At 32.4% G+C, this 18,881-nt stretch carries 12 protein-coding genes; 3 read left to right on the top strand and 9 right to left on the bottom strand.

Annotation, left to right across the window (positions count from 1 at the left end):
* Nucleotides 1-78 precede the first annotated feature (78 nt).
* Nucleotides 79-1,341 carry a tyrosine--tRNA ligase gene (gene tyrS, locus MHZ36_RS03960; RefSeq protein ID WP_239229759.1) on the bottom strand — a complete coding sequence of 421 codons (1,263 nt, stop codon included), beginning with the start codon at nucleotides 1,339-1,341 and terminating at the stop codon, nucleotides 79-81.
* 371 nt (nucleotides 1,342-1,712) lie between these two features.
* On the opposite strand from tyrS, the gene MHZ36_RS03955 reads away from it, so the two are divergent.
* Complete coding sequence (locus MHZ36_RS03955) at nucleotides 1,713-2,624, top strand: transglycosylase domain-containing protein (RefSeq protein WP_239229758.1); 912 nt, start codon at nucleotides 1,713-1,715, stop codon at nucleotides 2,622-2,624.
* A 210-nt stretch (nucleotides 2,625-2,834) separates the two neighbouring features.
* On the opposite strand, the gene MHZ36_RS03950 is transcribed toward MHZ36_RS03955, so the two are convergent.
* Both MHZ36_RS03950 and acsA read right to left on the bottom strand, forming a co-directional pair.
* Entirely contained in the window at nucleotides 2,835-4,502 is a 1,668-nt protein-coding gene (locus MHZ36_RS03950) for a formate--tetrahydrofolate ligase (RefSeq protein WP_239229757.1), read from the bottom strand.
* A 246-nt stretch (nucleotides 4,503-4,748) separates the two neighbouring features.
* Entirely contained in the window at nucleotides 4,749-6,458 is a 1,710-nt protein-coding gene (acsA, locus tag MHZ36_RS03945) for an acetate--CoA ligase (protein WP_239229755.1), read from the bottom strand.
* Nucleotides 6,459-6,638: 180 nt separating this feature from the next.
* Here acsA and MHZ36_RS03940 point away from each other — a divergent pair, with 180 nt between their 5' ends.
* Together MHZ36_RS03940 and MHZ36_RS03935 are read left to right on the top strand one after the other, a co-directional pair.
* Nucleotides 6,639-7,271 carry a GNAT family N-acetyltransferase gene (locus MHZ36_RS03940; RefSeq protein WP_239229753.1) on the top strand — a complete coding sequence of 211 codons (633 nt, stop codon included), beginning with the start codon at nucleotides 6,639-6,641 and terminating at the stop codon, nucleotides 7,269-7,271.
* A gap of 13 nt (nucleotides 7,272-7,284) precedes the next feature.
* Entirely contained in the window at nucleotides 7,285-8,442 is a 1,158-nt protein-coding gene (locus tag MHZ36_RS03935; protein WP_239229751.1) for an acetoin utilization protein AcuC, read from the top strand.
* Nucleotides 8,443-8,600: 158 nt separating this feature from the next.
* On the opposite strand, the gene ccpA is transcribed toward MHZ36_RS03935, so the two are convergent.
* From ccpA to MHZ36_RS03905, 6 genes are all read right to left on the bottom strand, one after another.
* On the bottom strand, nucleotides 8,601-9,590 hold the full coding sequence (gene ccpA / locus MHZ36_RS03930) for a catabolite control protein A (protein WP_239229749.1): 990 nt from the start codon (nucleotides 9,588-9,590) through the stop codon (nucleotides 8,601-8,603).
* A gap of 328 nt (nucleotides 9,591-9,918) precedes the next feature.
* A complete protein-coding gene (locus MHZ36_RS03925; protein ID WP_239229748.1) occupies nucleotides 9,919-11,010 on the bottom strand; it encodes a bifunctional 3-deoxy-7-phosphoheptulonate synthase/chorismate mutase in 1,092 nt (363 codons plus the stop codon).
* Nucleotides 11,011-11,457: 447 nt separating this feature from the next.
* Nucleotides 11,458-12,936, bottom strand: coding sequence for a hypothetical protein (locus MHZ36_RS03920; protein WP_239229747.1), 1,479 nt, complete (start codon nucleotides 12,934-12,936; stop codon nucleotides 11,458-11,460).
* Between the two features lie 81 nt (nucleotides 12,937-13,017).
* The gene (locus MHZ36_RS03915; RefSeq protein ID WP_239229746.1) at nucleotides 13,018-13,530 is read right to left on the bottom strand and encodes a DUF948 domain-containing protein; all 513 of its coding nucleotides are present in this window, start codon (nucleotides 13,528-13,530) and stop codon (nucleotides 13,018-13,020) included.
* A gap of 70 nt (nucleotides 13,531-13,600) precedes the next feature.
* A complete protein-coding gene (gene murC, locus MHZ36_RS03910; protein ID WP_239229745.1) occupies nucleotides 13,601-14,914 on the bottom strand; it encodes a UDP-N-acetylmuramate--L-alanine ligase in 1,314 nt (437 codons plus the stop codon).
* A 40-nt stretch (nucleotides 14,915-14,954) separates the two neighbouring features.
* On the bottom strand, nucleotides 14,955-18,881 hold the full coding sequence (locus MHZ36_RS03905) for a DNA translocase FtsK (RefSeq protein ID WP_239229744.1): 3,927 nt from the start codon (nucleotides 18,879-18,881) through the stop codon (nucleotides 14,955-14,957).

The raw sequence follows: 18,881 nt of genomic DNA, 5'->3' as shown, positions 1-18,881 counted from the left end.
AGCGACCAACCGGAGACATTTGTCAACGAGTTGGTCGCTTTGATTATTTATTGAACATATCTCATATGATAATGACTTTTATTGATAATTCACCATAAAATATTTTTTCTTGCCTCGACGAATAATAGTAAATTCATTTTCAATTTTATCGTCATTCGTTAGCTCATATGCTGTATCTTGTTGCCTAACACCATTGATATAAATAGCACCATTATTTACATCTTCTCGTGCTTGTCGTTTAGAACTTGAGATTCCTGTTTCGACAATCGCATCTACAATATTAGTTGTTGCATTATTTAAAGTGACTTGAGGTACATCTTTAAAGCCCTCTTTTAATTCTTGTGCAGAAAGTGATTGTAAATCACCAGAGAATAATGCTTGTGAAATACGTATCGCATCATCTAATGCATCTTGTCCATGGATAAAACGTGTTACATTTTCTGCAAGTGCTTTTTGTGCTTCTCTTAAATGTGGTGACTCAGCAAGTGACTGCTCTAATTTTTCAATTTCTTCTTGTTCTAAGAAAGTGAAATATTTTAAGAATTTAATGACATCGTCATCTGTAGTATTTATCCAGAATTGGTAAAATTCATATGGGCTTGTTTTTTCTGAATCTAACCAAACTGCGCCACCTTCTGTTTTACCAAATTTTTTACCATCAGATTTTACTACAAGTGGAATTGTTAAACCATATGCTACAGTTTGTCCATACATACGACGCATTAGTTCTATACCACTAGTTATATTACCCCATTGATCTGAACCACCAACTTGTACTTTACAATTATAAGTACGATTTAAATGTCCAAAATCAATTGCTTGTAATATTGTATAAGTAAATTCAGTATATGATATTCCGTGTTCTAAACGTGTCTGAATCGAATCTTTACCTAACATGTAATTTACACCAACATGTTTTCCGTAATCTCTTAAAAAGTCAATTAATGAAATTTGGCCTAACCAATCCTTATTATTAACCAATTTTGCGCCTTTATCAGAATCAAATTCAAATATTTTATGCATTTGTTCACTAATCCCAGCAACATTCATTTCAACCTGTTCTTCTGTCTGTAATTTTCGTTCTTCTGATTTGCCAGATGGATCACCTATCATACCTGTACCACCACCTATTAATACAAGTGGACGATGGCCATACTCTTGGAAACGGCGTAATGTTAAGAAAGGTAATAAATGACCAATATGTAGGCTATCAGCAGTTGGATCAGCACCACAGTATAACGTTACTTGCTCTTTATTTAATAATTCCTCAATGCCATTTTCATCAGTTTGTTGATAGATTAAACCTCTCCATGTTAATTCATCAATTAATGCATTTGTCATTTAATCAACCTCCTAGTATTTTTGATATTGGTTTAATATTTAGGTTCATACAACATTCTATATTAAAATAAAAAACGCCCTTACAAATAAATGTAAGGGCGCAATTGCACGGTACCACCATACTTAAGTCAAACAACTTTATTAATGATACGTTCATTAACTTAAACGTTTGGATTATTAACTTAATTAGGTGTATTCACATAATGCACAACGTTAGTTCGCAGCAACCACTAACTCTCTGAATGATGAAACGCTATGTTACTTTTCCTAAATCCAAAACCATATCGAATTGATATTAATTATAATTAACTCTAATTTAAAAGTCAATAAGTTAAATTATGTTATAATATTGCATAATAAGGAGGTACAAAATGAAAAATCAAACCTATGATTCTTCGAATAATTATTTTACTTCACAACCGTCATTCAAACGGTTTGAATATATTTATAAAAAAATCAAACGCTTTTTCATGGGAATATTTAGCATTTTTGCATGTACCTTTATCATTACACTTGCGGTATTTGTATTTTATTTTAACCATTTAACCCAAGAAGCTATACATATATCTGATACAAAATTACGAACCGAACTTTTAACTATTAGTAGCGCAGAAGATATTAATTTTCATAGCAAGTCCATATTATTAGAATATGAACATTCACAAAATCCACTTATAGTAGGACCTAATGAAGTTAGCAATAATATTATTAAAGCTTTGACTTCTTCTGAAGATAGCTTATATTTTAAACATAATGGCATATTACCAAAGGCAATTATTCGTGCTATAGGTCAAGACATCTTTAATACTGATGATTCAACAGGTGGCAGTACAATTACACAACAGTTAGTTAAAAATCAGATGCTCACAAATGAAAAAACATATAGTCGAAAAGCAAATGAACTTATTTTAGCATTGCGGGCAGAAAAAGTATTAACTAAAGATGAAATTCTGTATACGTATTTAAATATTGTTCCTTTTGGTAGAGATAAAAATGGTGCAAATATTACCGGCATTGCTTCTGCATCTTACAGTGTTTTCGGAAAGTCTTCTCAAAATTTAAATGTTGCTGAAGCTGCCTATTTAGTCGGTATGTTACAAAGTCCTTATTTATACACACCTTATAAAATTGATGGGTCATTAAAGCGAAGCAATGATATTCAAATCGGATTAAATCGACAACACTATGTATTAAAACGTATGCTCGTCGAAGGTAAAATTAGTAAAAAGACATTTGAACAAGCAGAACAATACGATATTAAAGCAAATTTAATGACAAAATAATATAACGGTTTTGATTTATTAATCAAAGATGCCCTTAAATGATTTTAAAATTTCATTTAAGGGCATCTTAAATTTCATTGATACTTATTATATGTTGTCATTCTCAAATGGAATTCCAAATTTATTATCTTAATTTGTTTTTACAATATTTCAGCAAAAAAACTTATTCTTCTGATAGGAAAATTATGTACCCTTATATAAATAGGTGAATTAGAACAGCCCTACTGCATGTCCATCATCAGTCACATCCATATTAAGCGCTGCTGGTTTTTTAGGTAATCCTGGCATCGTCATAATTGCTCCTGTTAATGCAACAATAAATCCTGCTCCAGTTTTTGCTTCTAATTCACGTATCGTTATTTCAAATCCTTCAGGTGCACCTAATTGCGTAGCATCATCCGAAAAAGAATACTGCGTCTTTGCCATACAAATTGGATAATGATCCCAGCCATTTGCTTTAAACTGTTGAAGTTGTTTTTGCGCTTTTGATGAAAATGTTACAGTCTTACCACCGTATATCTCAGTAATAATAGTTTTAATTTTCTCTTCTAGTGGTTGTTCTAATTCGTATAAATATTTAAAAGCTTGTGGTTGCTCTATTATTTCTAATACTTCATTTGCTAATCCAATACCACCTTCGCCACCTTTTTCCCAAACTTCAGTTAATGCTAAGCGTACACCATTTTCTTTTGCCCATGCTTTAACAAAGTCAGTTTCTAGCTTAGTATCATGAACAAAAGCATTTAAAGCAATTACAGGTTCTAAACCATATTTACGCACATTTTTTACATGTCTTTCAAGATTAACAATTCCAGTTTTTAATGCATCGATATTTTCTTCCTTCAACTTATCTTTTGCTATTCCGCCATGCATTTTAATTGCTCGAATAGTTGCAACTACAACAACTGCAGATGGCTCAAAGCCAGCTTCACGTGCTTTAATATCTATAAATTTTTCTGCACCTAAGTCTGAACCAAATCCTGCTTCTGTAATAACAATGTCAGCAAGATCCCGAGCTGTTTCAGTAGCTAAGATAGAATTACATCCATGTGCAATATTAGCGAATGGGCCACCATGAACTAATGCAGGTGTACCTTCAATCGTTTGAACTAAATTAGGCTTAATCGCATCTTTTAAAATCATTGCTATTGCACCTTCAACTTTTAAATCTGCAACTGTTATTGGTTGACGCTCTCTTGTATAACCGACTGTTATTTTGCTGATTTTATGCTTTAAATCTGATATATCATTAGCTAAACATAATATTGCCATGATTTCAGATGCTACTGTGATATTAAATCCATCTTCACGAGGCACACCTTGAGTTGGTCCCCCTAAACCCACAATCACATTACGTAAAGCTCTATCATTCATATCTAATACACGTTTCCATTCGATTCGTCTTTGATCTATTCCCAATTCATTTCCTTGATGAATATGATTATCAATAAATGCAGATAATGCATTATTTGCTGTAGTTATCGCATGAAAATCACCATTGAAATGTAAGTTGATATCTTCCATCGGTAATACTTGGGCATAACCACCACCAGTCGCTCCACCTTTAATGCCAAATGTTGGTCCTAGTGCTGGTTCTCTCAATGCTACCATTACATTTTTATTAAGGTGATTAAATGCATCAGCAAGACCAACAGTTACAGTAGATTTCCCTTCTCCAGCAGGAGTTGGACTCATTGCTGTAACGAGAACCACTTTTCCCTTTTGACCATTTTTTTGAATCTTATTTATGTCTATTTTCGCTTTGTAATGACCATATGGTTCTAATGCATCTTCAGGTATACCAGCCTTTTTCGCTATATCTCCTATAGGTTGTAGTGTTGCTTTGTTTGCAATTTCTAAATCAGATAAATGTGCCAAATCCACTCGCTCCTTTAATTATTAAATTCGCTACAATTATTTGTATATAGTAACATGGAATCTATTTCAGTCCTTACATATTTATATTAACCAACTTGAGAAATATTGTCGACAATAAAAGATAGCGCTTCCAAATTTTAATCATATATGATGCTATTACATGATTTATGTATATAATTTTTATAAGTAAAAAATGCTTAACCTACAATAATAGTAGGTTAAGCATCGTATGAAAATTTTTAAAATTTAGTCTTCCATTGTGCTTAAATCACCTTCTGGCAAATCTAATTCCCAAGCTTTCAAGACGCGACGCATAATTTTACCTGAACGTGTTTTTGGCAACTTATCTTTAAAATCAATTTCTCTCGGTGCAGCATGTGCTGCTAAACCTTCTTTTACAAATTTTCGTATCTCTTCTTTTAATTCATCCGTTGCTTCGAATCCAGGTCGCAAAGCAACAAAAGCTTTAATGATTTCTCCTCTAATTGGATCTGGCTTTCCAATGACACCGGCTTCTGCAACCGCTTCATGTTCTACCAATTTAGATTCAACTTCGAATGGTCCTACACGTTCACCAGCTGTCATAATGACATCATCAACACGACCTTGGAACCAGAAATAACCATCTTCATCTTGATAAGCGGAGTCACCAGAAACATACCAATCACCTATAAAGTATGATTTATATTTTTCAGGATTATTCCAAATAGATACCATCATGGATGGCCACCCTTTTTTCATTGCCAAGTTACCCATACGATTCGGTGGCAATTCATTACCTTGATCATCCACAATTGCTGCTTCAACACCTGGCAATGGTTTACCCATTGAACCTAATTTCAAGTCCATTGATGGATAATTGACTATCATATGCCCACCTGTTTCTGTCATCCACCATGTATCTAATACGCGTTTGCCATATATATCTTTCGCCCATTTAATCACTTCAGGATTTAGTGGTTCACCTACAGATAAAATACTTTTCAAAGAAGATAAATCATATTTCTCAACGATATCATCACCTGCACTCATTAGCATACGAAGTGCTGTCGGTGCCGTATACCAAATCGTAACTTTAAATTCTTCTATCATACCATACCAAGCTTCAGGTGAGAATCTACCACCAGCGATACAATTTGTAACACCATTTAACCAAGGACTAAATATACCATAAGATGTACCTGTTACCCATCCAGGATCAGCAGTACACCAATATATGTCATCTTCTTGGAAATCTAACACATATTTACCTGAAATATAATGTTGTAGCATTGCACGTTGAGCATGTAACACACCTTTTGGTTGGCCAGTAGAACCAGATGTATAATGTAAAATTAAACCGTCATCTAAAGTAAGCCATTCTATATCAAAACGATCACTTGCCTTTTCAAATTCACTATTAAAATCTACATACTCAGCATCCACATTATCATCTACTACAACAATCTTTTCTAAATGTGGCAACTTATCTTTAGGAATTCTTGGTAATAAAGCGTTAGTCGTGACAATTACTTTTGCCTCACTATTTTCTAATCGATCAGCAACCGCTTTTTCCATAAATGCTTCAAAGAGTGGTCCTACAATAGCGCCTAACTTCAATATTCCAAATAAAGCAAAATATAGTTCTGGTGTTCTTGGCATAAATATAAAGACACGATCTCCTTTCTCTACATTTGCCTTATCTTTAAATACATTTGCTGCTTTATTACTATTTGCTTTCATTTCACTAAATGTATAACTTTCTTTTCGTTTATCATCTTTATAATTTAGAGCAATTTTTCCACCTTTATCTTCATCAACATGTCGGTCGATACATTCGTATGCCATATTCACTTTTCCTGTTTTTGACCATGAAAATGCTTTTTCAACTTCTTTCCAATCAAATGTATCATATGTTTGTTCATAGTCTTGAAGATTAAAATTACCGCTATCCCCTTTATATACTTCTACTTTCATTTTGAATCCCCCTTAATGAAATCGTTTACTTAAAAAGTATTATAACGAAATATTTCCGAATTTTCAAAATAATATATTGTAAGCGAATACATTATTGTATTAATTTGTTTTCTTTTAACTTATAATAATAGTAAACAAATAGGATTAAATCATACATATGCAATAGTTTGGAGTGAGAAAATGGATCATATAAAAACATATCAGTTTCAAGAATTTTATTTAGACGAAGGGACTTTTGTAATTGAAGGTCCTGTTTCATCTGATAATCTAGATACAATGACATTTGATAAAGGGTTAAAATCATTTCGCTCACCTGAAGAACAATTTGAAGCAGTAAAAGAAATTAGTACTTTGCCTGAAGGTAGAATTTTTGTCATAAGACAGGAAAAACATATTGTGGGTTATGTCACCTATCATTATCCCGATCCGTTAGAGCGTTGGTCAAATGGTAATTTAGAATACCTGATTGAATTAGGTGCAATTGAAATTAGCTTACCATATCGTCACTTAAGACTAGGAAGTAAATTGATTAAACTCAGTCTGTCAGGAGATGAGTATGAAGATTACATTGTATTAACCACTGAATATTATTGGCACTGGGATTTAAAAAATGCAAAGTTGGATGTTTATGAGTATAAAAAACTTATGCAGAAACTTATGGGTTATGGGGGCCTAGAAATTTTTGCAACAGATGATCCAGAAATAACCAGTCATCCTGCGAATTGTTTGATGGCTAGAATTGGCTCTAGAATAACTATAGATCAATTGCAAGAATTCGATGATATCAGATACATGAATCGCTTTTTCTTTTAAAGGGGAGAAATTTATGAAAAAAAAGCAACAGTCAACGGGTTACGTCTATTCCAATGATTTATTACAATATAGATTCAGTAACAGCCATCCTTTCAATCAAATGCGTCTTAAATTAACCACTGAATTATTAATAGATTTAGGTTACTTACAAAATACGCAATTCATTTCGCCACGTATAGCAACTGACGATGAAATCGGTCTAATTCATAGTTATGATTATATTCAAACTATTCGACATGCATCACATGGCATACTTAGTGATAATGAAGCCAAAAAGTACGGTCTAGATGGCGATGATACACAACAATTTCGCATGATGCATAAACATAGCGCTAGAATTGTTGGGGGTGCATTAAATTTAGTTGATCAAATAATGACAAATAAAATTACAAATGGCTGTCATTTAGGTGGCGGATTGCATCATAGCTTACCAGGACGCGCAAATGGTTTTTGTATTTATAATGATGTTGCAATTGCTATTAAATACTTGATGCATCATTACAACCAACGTGTCCTGTGCATCGATACAGATGCACATCATGGTGATGGTACACAATGGAGTTTTTATACAAACAATCAAGTTTTGATTTATTCAATACATGAAACGGGTAAATTTTTATTCCCAGGATCAGGACATTATACAGAACGAGGTAACGAAGAAGGTTTTGGTTATACAGTAAATGTACCACTAGAACCTTATACGGAAGACGATTCATTTTTAGAAGTTTTCAAAGCTACTATAGAACCTGTCATCGCTTCATTTAAACCTGACATTATAGTAAGCGTGCATGGTGTAGATATCCATTATTTAGATCCGTTAACACATATGAATTGCACATTAGATGTATTATATCAAATACCATATATGATTAAGTCTTTAGCAGATACATATACGGATGGAAAAATAATTATGTTTGGCGGTGGTGGATATAATATTTGGGAAGTCGTACCTAGAGCTTGGTCACATGTCTTTTTAGCACTTATAGGAGAAACTAAACCTAAGGGACAATTGCCTGAAAAGTGGATTAACAAATGGCAACAATATGCTCCTAATCCATTACCACAAACATGGACAGATGATCGTAAAGCATACCAAGCTATTCCAAGAAGGTCTGAAATTAGTGAAATAAATATGAAGCGCGCAATGCAAGTTCGCAGTTGGTTTATTTAATGGTACAGCGTATATTTAAAAAAATATCCCCTTATCTTCATTATTCTATGGTTAAAAAATCATATCAAGAAAATGTAATAAATGACTTGATAAACAAAGACCATAGTGAAAATAAGGGGATATTTATATTATAGGAATTTTAACAACTGCTCACCTAATTATTTTGTTGTACCTCTATATTCAATTCTATGAGGTAATATAACATTCGGTTCTTCAATTTCTTCTTCATTCATATATTTTGTAAGTAATCTCATTCCAACAGCACCAATGTCATATAGTGGTTGAATAACACTTGATAATTGTGGTCTAACCATTTCCACTAATCTTGTATTGTTAAAACTTACAATTTGTAATGATTCAGGGACTTTTACACCAACATCTTGCGCTGAATGTACTAATCCAATTGCTTGCTCATCACTTATCGATAGAATAGCATCTGGCTTAGCAGACTTTAAAGATTCAAAAGCACGTACGCCATCTTTATAAGTTTCATTTCCATTAAAGATTAGCGTATCATCTAATTGTAATTGATGCTGTGATAATACTTCTTTCAACCCAACTAATACATCTTCTTGAGCTTTCTTAGAGTAATCTCCACCTACGAAAGCAAATGTCTTCGCGCCATTATTGATTAATTGACTCGTAATTTCTTTAGCTGCCGTTTTAAAATCAATATTAACTGAAGCAATTCCATCATCTTTACCATTTGTACCAGACACAACAACTGGCACGGATGATTTGTTAATAAGGTCTTTAATCTCTTCTGAAATTGTACCACCTAAGAAAATGATACCATCTACTTGTTTACTTAATAGATTATTAAAAATTTCTTTCTCTTTAACTGGATCGTTATCTGAGTTAGAAATAATTGAATGATATTTATACATCGTAGCGATGTCTTCTAATCCTCTAGCTAACTGAGAATAATATACATTTGAAATATCTGGAATAATTACGCCTACGGTTGTAGTACGTTTACTAGCCAATCCACGTGCTACTGCATTTGGACGGTAATTTAATTTTTTTATCACTTCGTTCACTTTGTCTCTAGTTTCAGGTTTAACGTTTTGGTTACCATTAACGACACGTGATACAGTTGCCATAGAAACACGTGCTTCTCTTGCAACATCATATATTGTAACTGTCATAATTTCCTCCTTGTAAGCGATTTATTTGTTATTATACTCTGTTTTCACAACTTTTCAAAGTTTACCACATTTTCTATAAATATAAAATCATTTTGTTTTAAATGTCATGATTATGTCATTATATATAATTATATTTTATTTTTACATAGTGTAAGAATAGAATATAACAGGATTTATACTATATATTACTACTATTACAAAAATATTGATTAGTTAATTCATTTAAGTACGTCTTTAATACAAATTAAAATATCCCTATACCACAACAATTTGAAGTAGTATAGGGATATTTATGCTGTGTAAAATTTCTCACAACATAACTTACAATTTATTTTAATTTTTTACTATTGTACATATCTGCTAATGGCTTAATTTCATTGTAAAATTTCTCAAATTCGTTAAAGTCCATTTGTTGACCACTATCACTTAAAGCTACAGAAGGATCTGGGTGAACCTCAGCCATAATACCATCTGCACCTACAGCTAGGCCTGCTTTTGCAGTTGGTAACATAATATCTTTTCTACCTGTACTATGCGTTACATCTACCATTACTGGTAAATGAGTGCCTTGTTTTAAAATTGGTACCGCTGAAATATCTAAAGTATTTCTTGTTGCTTTTTCATAAGTACGAATGCCTCGTTCACAAAGGATAATATTATTATTCCCTTGTGCAGCAATGTATTCAGCAGCATAAATGAATTCTTCGATTGTAGCTGATAAGCCACGTTTTAATAATACTGGCTTATTAGAACGACCTGCTTCTTTCAACAATTCAAAGTTTTGCATGTTACGTGCACCTATTTGGAATACATCTAAATATTCATCCGCCACTTCAAAGTCTGCAGGATTCACAATTTCACTAACGACATTTAAGCCGTATTTATCTTTAGTATTTTTAAGTATTTTAAGCCCTTCAACACCTAGTCCTTGGAAATCATATGGTGAAGTACGAGGTTTAAATGCGCCACCTCTAATGAACTTTTCACCTCTCGCTTGTAAATTAGCTGCTACTGCGTCAACTTGTTCTTGAGATTCTACAGAACATGGACCAAATACAAATGACTTATTTCCATCTCCAATGATACCACCGTTATCAAATTGAACGATTGTATCTTCTGGTTTCAATTTTCTTGAAACATATAAGTGTTTTTCATTTTCAGATTTTTGTAGATCTGTAGAGGCTTTAAAGATTTCTTTAAATAATTGTTTAATCACATTGTCGTTAAATGGACCTTCATTTTTATCTAAAAGTACATTAATCATTTCTTTTTCGCGTTGAGGATCATAAACCATAGTACCTTGTTTACGTTTTTCCTCACCTATACTTTGTGCTAATTTTCCTCTTTTAGATAAAAGTTTTAAAATTTCATCATTAATTTCAACTATTTCATCTCTGTATTCTTGTAATTTATCTGTCATTTAAGTCACCTCTATGAAAAATTTAAACTGCATATTTTATTCTGCTTTAAAGCGATAAAATATTTGTTAAACGTAATTCTAACAATAAGTTACAATAAGTTCAAGTCACTATTTAAAATATTTTACTTTTTTAATGAATAACACTAATGATAACTGAATTTTCAGTCATATACTAGTTATATTTTACACTTTTGATCAAATTTATTAATAAAATAACAAAAAATTTATATTTTTAATGCAACCTTTATCACTATACAGTTTTAAAGCGTTACCTAATAATTGAAATATATAACTTACGATTCTACTTTTATTTTTAATAATGTTAAAAGCACATAATCAATAATCATAATACTTGCAATAACATAAAAAAGACAAACCTAAGACATAATTCTTAGGTTTGTCTTTACTCTCAAACATTCTCAAATTTAAAGAATAACGTATCTTTAATTAATCATTAAATGTTCGTTTTGCTATTTTACTTTTAGCCTTTTCAGCTTTTTTTGTTTGTGGACGATTTTTTGAATAGGCAACATTATTATCATTTGATGGATCATGATTTGTTTCAGATGAATTATTTTCGCTTCCATGAGTAATGATACCCTCATTGTAATCTACATTTTCTTCTTTAACTGAGTTAGTGGCGTTACCTTTTTGATTATTATTTACTTGTCCAGCTTTATCATGAGAAATTATACCATCTTTAAAGCTCACTGTTTCATGTACTTGTTCTACACGTCTTTCTGCATCATGTGGTTTAGATGGCACAGAAGATGCCACAGCTTTATTGCCTTTGTCTGAAGAATTATCTACTTTATCAGTAGATTCTACTGAAGTATCAACTTTATTTTTTGAAACAAGTTGTGGTACTTCTTTATTGCTATTGGATTGAATACCTTCTGGTTTTAATAATTCAGCTGTCTTATCAGAAACATTTGAATCATTTTTAAGTGCTGATTGTTTTGATTTTGCAGCTACTGCTAATCCAGAAGCAGTTACTATCCCTGTAGGTATTGCTTTATTACTAGAATTTGAATCATTTTTAGAAACTAAATTAGGTGTAGATTTTGTAGTGTTCGATGTGCCTTGTTGCTCATCAGAATTAACTATTTCATCTGTGCTTTTTGCTGTTTCAGAATCATTAGCAATTTTTTCTTCTTTATCACTTGCAGCTTTAGCTACTCCTGCAGCTGCAACCGTACCACCTGCTGCCGCTGCAGTAAGTTTAGTACCTTTAGCCTTTGATGTGTTATTATCAATAGAATTATTCGGTGTTTCTTCTTTAATCGCTTCTTGTTGCGCTGCTACTTCACTTTGAGTTGGTTGTTTTGTAGCATCTATATGCTGAGTTTCTAGTTCACTTTCAGCTTGTGTTTCAGCTACTCCACCATCATTTAAGTTACTATTCGGTGTTTCTTCTTTAATAGCCTCTTGTTGTGCTGCTACTTCGTTTTGGGTTGGTTGTTTTGTAGCATCTATATGCTGAGTTTCTAGTCCTGCGATATTACTATCATCTTCTGTTTGTTCTTGTTGTTGATTTGGTGATTGTGCATTTGGTGATGTGTCAGCTAAATTATGTTCTTCAGCTTCTTCTTTAATTGCAACCTTTTGTGCTGCCAATGTTTCAGCTGATACATCATTTTGCTTATCAATTGAAGATTTGATACTATCAACTTGTTCTTCTGCAGCAAGTTGATCCGCTTCAGTTTGATTTATTATACTAGATTTAAATTGGTTCTCTTTTGTTTGTTTATCAGAATGTTTATCACTACGCGGTTTATTTAAAGTTACTAAACCTATAGCTGAACCTATGACTGCACCAACAATGAAACCATAGACAAAAATATTTCTACTGTCTTTTGTAAAATATTCTGGTACTTCATAACTTTCTAAATTTCTTTCATAATCATCTCGATTGTAATACTTCATAATTGATAGCCCCCTATAACAAATGCACTTAAATAAGTTTAAATCCTCATTTAAGTGCATTTGTTTGTTTAAGTATATGAATTATTTATTATCAACGCGTGTAGTATAGCTATGGTTACCTTCGTTTGAGAAGTTTGAATCATCAGCTACTCCACTTGTTTTATAATTTGCACTATTTCTACGATTTCTTCTGTTTTGCCATTTGTCAGCAACTTCCATTGCAACATTTGACCATTGAACAACTTGAGAAATTTTATCTTCATTTTGAGAAATGTTGTGCGTAATTGAGTTTGTAACTCGGTCTACTGAACCGTTTAAAGTTTGTACTGAATCACCAATACCTTTAACGGCATCAACTACTGAGTTCAAACGATCTGATTTGCCTTGGATATCTTCTGTTAAGCGATTAGCTTTATGAAGTAAATCCGTTGATTCACGTGTAATACCTTGAATTTGTCCTTCAACACCATCAAGTGTTTTAGCAACGTGATCTAAGTTTTTCTTGACTGAAAGTAATACTACTACGATACCAATTACTAGTATAAGAAATGCGATCGCAGCGATAATTCCAGCTATAGGTAAAATCCATTCCATTAAAAACGCCTCCTAATAAACATATGTTGTTACTTATTATAACTACCCATATCATTTTAACATAAACATATTAAAATGAGGTAGTTACACCAACATTTTCCATGTAAGCACGTTGGATTTTTTGTATATCTCCAGCACCCATGAATAAAATAACTGCATTATTATATTGCTCTAATGCATTAACAGATTCTTCATCAATAAGTTTTGCATCATCAATTTTATCGATAAGATCTTGTATAGTTAAATTACCACTATTTTCTCTGATTGAACCAAAAATTTCACATAAAAATGTATGGTCAGCAGTATTTAGACATTCAGCAAACTCATCTAAAAATGCTTTTGTTCTACTAAATGTATGTGGTTGAAATACAGCAATAACTTCTTTATCAGGATATTTTTTTCTAGCAGTTTCAATTGTTGCACTAATTTCACGAGGATGGTGTGCATAATCATCTACTAGTATTTGACTACCTACTTTAGTTTCGTTAAATCGGCGTTTTACACCACCAAATGTTTCCAGTGCTTCTTTTATATTATCAACATTTAAATTTTCTAAGTAGCTTATTGTAATAACTGCAAGCGCATTTAATATATTATGATCTCCAAATTGTGGTGATAAGAAAGTATCATAATATTCGTTTTCAACATAAACATCAAATTGTGTACCTTTTGGACTGATTTGTACATTATCAGCATAAACATTATCATTTTTTGAAAATCCATAATAATACACTGGTACGTCAGCTTTGATTTCACGTAAGTGTTCGTCACCGCCCCATGCAATAATACCTTTCTTTACATTATGAGCCATTTCTTGGAATGCATCTATAACGTCATGAATATCTTTGAAGTAATCCGGATGGTCAAAATCTATATTTGTCATAATTGCATAATCCGGATGGTAACTTAGGAAGTGTCTTCTATATTCACAAGCCTCGAATGCAAAATAATCACTTTCAGGAATACCTAATCCTGTTCCATCTCCGATTAAGAATGAAGTCTTTTTATCACCATTCATCACGTGAGATAATAATCCAGTCGTGGATGTCTTGCCGTGCGCGCCAGTTACTGCGACAGATGTATATTGATTTATGACATGCCCTAAGAAATCATGATAGCGTATGACATCTAACTTCAACGCATGTGCTTTTACAACTTCTTCATGTGTATCTGGAAAAGCGTTGCCTTGTACGATTACCATATCTTCTTTAATATTTTTTTCGTCAAATGGTAATATTTCTATGCCATTATTTTTTAATGCAACTTCTGTAAATACATAGTTTTTTATATCTGAGCCTTGTACTTCATTTCCAAGATCATGCATTATTTGTGCTAATGAACTCATACCGGCACCTTTGATGCCGACAAAATGATAATGTGTCATTGTAACACTCCTCTTTTATTAATTTTTATTTTTCTCTCAATTAATCGTTGTTTAAATCAGCTTCTGTTATATATACATCTCTTGGTTTAGAACCATTAGCGCCCGAAACATAACCTAATTGCTCTAACTGATCTATAATTCTTGCTGCTCGATTATAACCTATTTGGAAATGACGTTGAATAAGTGATGTTGAAATATGTCCTTCTTGCAACATAAAGTTACAAACATCATTAAATAAATCATCCTGAGGCTGTGCTTCAGTTTTCTTCAATAATTCCTTCTCTTCAAATAAGTATTCTGGTTCACGTTGTTGTTTAATAAAATCAACTACATCATCGATTTCCTCATCTGAAACAAAAGTACCTTGAACACGTATCGGTTTATTCATACCGCTACCTAAATATAGCATATCTCCATAACCTAGCAATCTCTCTGCTCCACCACTATCTAAGATTGTTCTAGAATCTACGCTTGATGAAACCATAAATGCAATTCTAGTTGGAATATTAGCTTTAATTAAACCAGTAATAACATTTACAGAAGGTCGCTGTGTAGCAACTAACATATGAATACCACATGCACGTGCTTTTTGAGCAATTCTTGCAATAGATTGTTCTACTTCTTGAGGTGCCATCATCATTAAATCTGCTAATTCATCAATTACAATTACTATTTTTGGCATTCTATCTTCATATGCTGCCTTTTTATTAAATGCAGTAATATTTCTTACATGATACTTAGCAAATACCTTATATCTACGTTCCATTTCTTCAACAGCCCATTTTAAACTTTGAGTAGCTGCTTTAACATCGGTAATAACTGGAGCTACTAAATGTGGTAAACCATTGTATGGTGCTAATTCTACCATTTTCGGATCAATTAGTAACAGTCTAAGTTCTTCAGGATGATTTTTATATAATAATGACATCAAGATACTATTAATACAAACTGATTTCCCTGACCCTGTAGCACCTGCTATTAGCGCATGAGGTGTCTTAGCAATGTCCATTAATAATGGTTCATTATTAATTCTATACCCCATTGCAACAGTTAATTTCGATTCAGCATTTTTGAATTTTGGAGAGTCGATTATTGAACGGATATTAACTTTTGTTGATGCCTGATTAGGTACCTCAATACCAACCAAACTAGTTCCTGGTATTGGAGCTTCTATTCTAATATCCTTAGCTGCTAAGGCCATTTTAATATCATCTTGTAGTGCAGTAATACGAGATACTTTGACACCCTTTTCTACAGACAACTCAAAGCGTGTTACACTTGGTCCTTCTGTAACATTTTGCACTTCAGCCGGTACATTAAAATAATAAAAAGCTTCATTTAATTCTTGCTTTTTCTCTTCAATCCATGAATTATCAATTTCATGTTCTTCTGGTTCTTCTAATATATCAGGACTTGGTAATTTAATATTTGGTCCCTTTCTAATAGTAGGTTTTTCTTCTTGTTGACTATCTTTGGCCACAGCACTAGAAGCTCCACCTAAACTTGCTTCGTTAAATTCAGGCTTTAATGATGGCGTCTCAACCGTATTATTTTCTAAATCTAGGTTGCCATTTTCTATATTTTCGTTTTGCTGATTTTGCTGTTGCATGTTCTCTTGTCTTTTATTTAAAGCATCGCGTTCTTTCACTTCGAAATTACTATTTGCTTCTGAAAGTTCATCTTGTCTGTGTGGCACTTCAGATGTATTAACTGAATTCTTAGTTTCAATATAATTAGAATCAGAACTGTTTTTTACAGATTGAGTTCCTTCTATATTAACCTCAGATTCACTATAAGTTTGGTGTTGTGACATTTCAGTTCTATCTTTATTTATATTTTGTTTTTTTATTACATCTGATTGCATCGTTTGTTGTTTTGCTTTACGTGCATCCATTATACGTTTTTTATCAGATGGTGTCATGACAACGTTAAATGGCTTACTTCCCTTTTTCACATTGTGACTATGTTTTGACTTAACACTATTATCCGAATGTATTGCTTCTGCATGATTATCTGTATCACTATGATTCACATTAGCATCTACATTTTGAGCTTTATTCATATTATTATCATATTGTTTATCACTTACTTCTGTGTCTGCTATAGATTCAGAACTACTTTCTGAAGTAGGTTCTACTACTTGGTTTTCCATAGCTATTTTATCAGTTGAATTTAAGTCATCATTAATTGTATTACTTCCCAATTGTTCTTCATTTTCACTTTGTTGATGTTCGGATTCTAATGACTCCGATGTTGATGCTTTGGTTGTTTCCACGCTACTTATATTAGCGTCAGATATACTACTAACATGTTCTTCAGGTTCATTGTTAGATCGATTATCACTGTTATTTAATGCTTCTTCACTTGTATCATTTTGATACCCTAACGATAAATCATCTTTATCTTGTTTCGATATCTCGTTACTATTTTGTGGAGATGACATCATACCATCTTGAATATTATTTTCATTAGATATTTCACGATATTGTGCATCAACTACATCTGTATCATCATCAGTTCGAATCGATTCAACATTTTTATGTTGGGAATCGTCATTTGTATCTTTTTCATCCGAATCAGAATGCATTAGTTGCGTTTCATAGTCAACATTATGCGTAGTATCTTTTTGTGCATCGCTCAAATCATCCTTCTCTACATCTTCTATGCCAAGATTTTGATTTGAATCTGAGTAAGTTTCATCATCTACATGCTGATATTCTTCATTGACTGTATGTACATCACTAATATGATCTAAGTCAATTTCTTCATAATTAAACATACTTGAAGACTGACTGTCCAACTCTTCATTGTCTAAATCGTTTGAATGCCATTCTGTATTATCTTCAAATCCTAATTGCTCTGAATTTGTGTTTAATTCAGTTTGATTATATTCATCACTTGAAATATCATCTAGTGAGCTCTCACCAAAATGGTTTTTTGCTTGTTCCGCGTACATTTCATCAATTGCATGTTGGATACTATCTTCATGATTTTCATTTTGCTCTTGTCGCTTTTGTTGTAAAGCTTTTTTAAATTGACGTTTTTGTAATAGTTTTCGTTCACGCTCTTTACGAATTTCTTCAACGATTTGTGATGCATATATGTTTTCAATGTTTATTGTATTATTTTTAGGTGTTTTTTGATGTGATGATTGTTCATTGCTAAAGTCTGTTGCCTCATGTTGATTAATTTCATCACTTTCTTTTTTTGAATTTCCAACTTCAGACTCTATATATTGATCATTATAAAATACTGTATCTTTTTCATCTTGAGTTGATGATTTCTCATCGAAATTATACTTTTGATTCGACTGAGCAAGATTAGAAAGATTCGAATTTGATTCTTTACTTTCCGAATCATCATCAGAAGAAGGAGGTATAACACCATTTTCTAAAGGTCGAGGTTTTTTTGTTCCAAAAATAGCTGATGGTACTTCACTCGCTTTAAATTCACTCTGATGATATGTCGGTGCTTGATAATTCGATTTAGAATGGTTATTATGCGCATTGGCTCTTAGCACATCTGTTTGTATACGCATTCGTTTACCATTGTGTTGTTTCTTAGCATTAAAATGTTCACTTTGATTTGTACTGTTATCAACATTTTTATTTTCTGCTTTATCGAAATCATTTGTACGATTGTTAGTGCGCTTTTCATGAATACTTCTGCGTCTTCGATGTTGTTGATTAACACTTAAAGATTCACCGCTTTGTCCCTTATCTTTTTCCGGTGCTTCATAATGGGTTGCATCTGAATCTTTTTCTGTATATTGTTGATTTTCGTTTTCTAATCCATCTACAGGAAAACGAAATTTACCTTTTGGTCGTTCATAAACGTCATTGTTTTGAGGAAGTAATGATTCTCTATTTTCTTGTTGTTTAGCTTTTTGACGTCGTTGACTTCTTTTATTGAGATAATCATCATTTGAACCATTATCTTCTCCAAATAACTTGTCGAACCAGCTCAT

Origin of the sequence: Staphylococcus sp. ACRSN (assembly GCF_022346615.1) — a bacterium.
Classification (GTDB): Bacteria; Bacillota; Bacilli; order Staphylococcales; family Staphylococcaceae; genus Staphylococcus.
The sequence above is the reverse complement of the archived record's forward strand: the minus strand, read 5'-3'. Positions and strand labels throughout refer to the sequence as shown.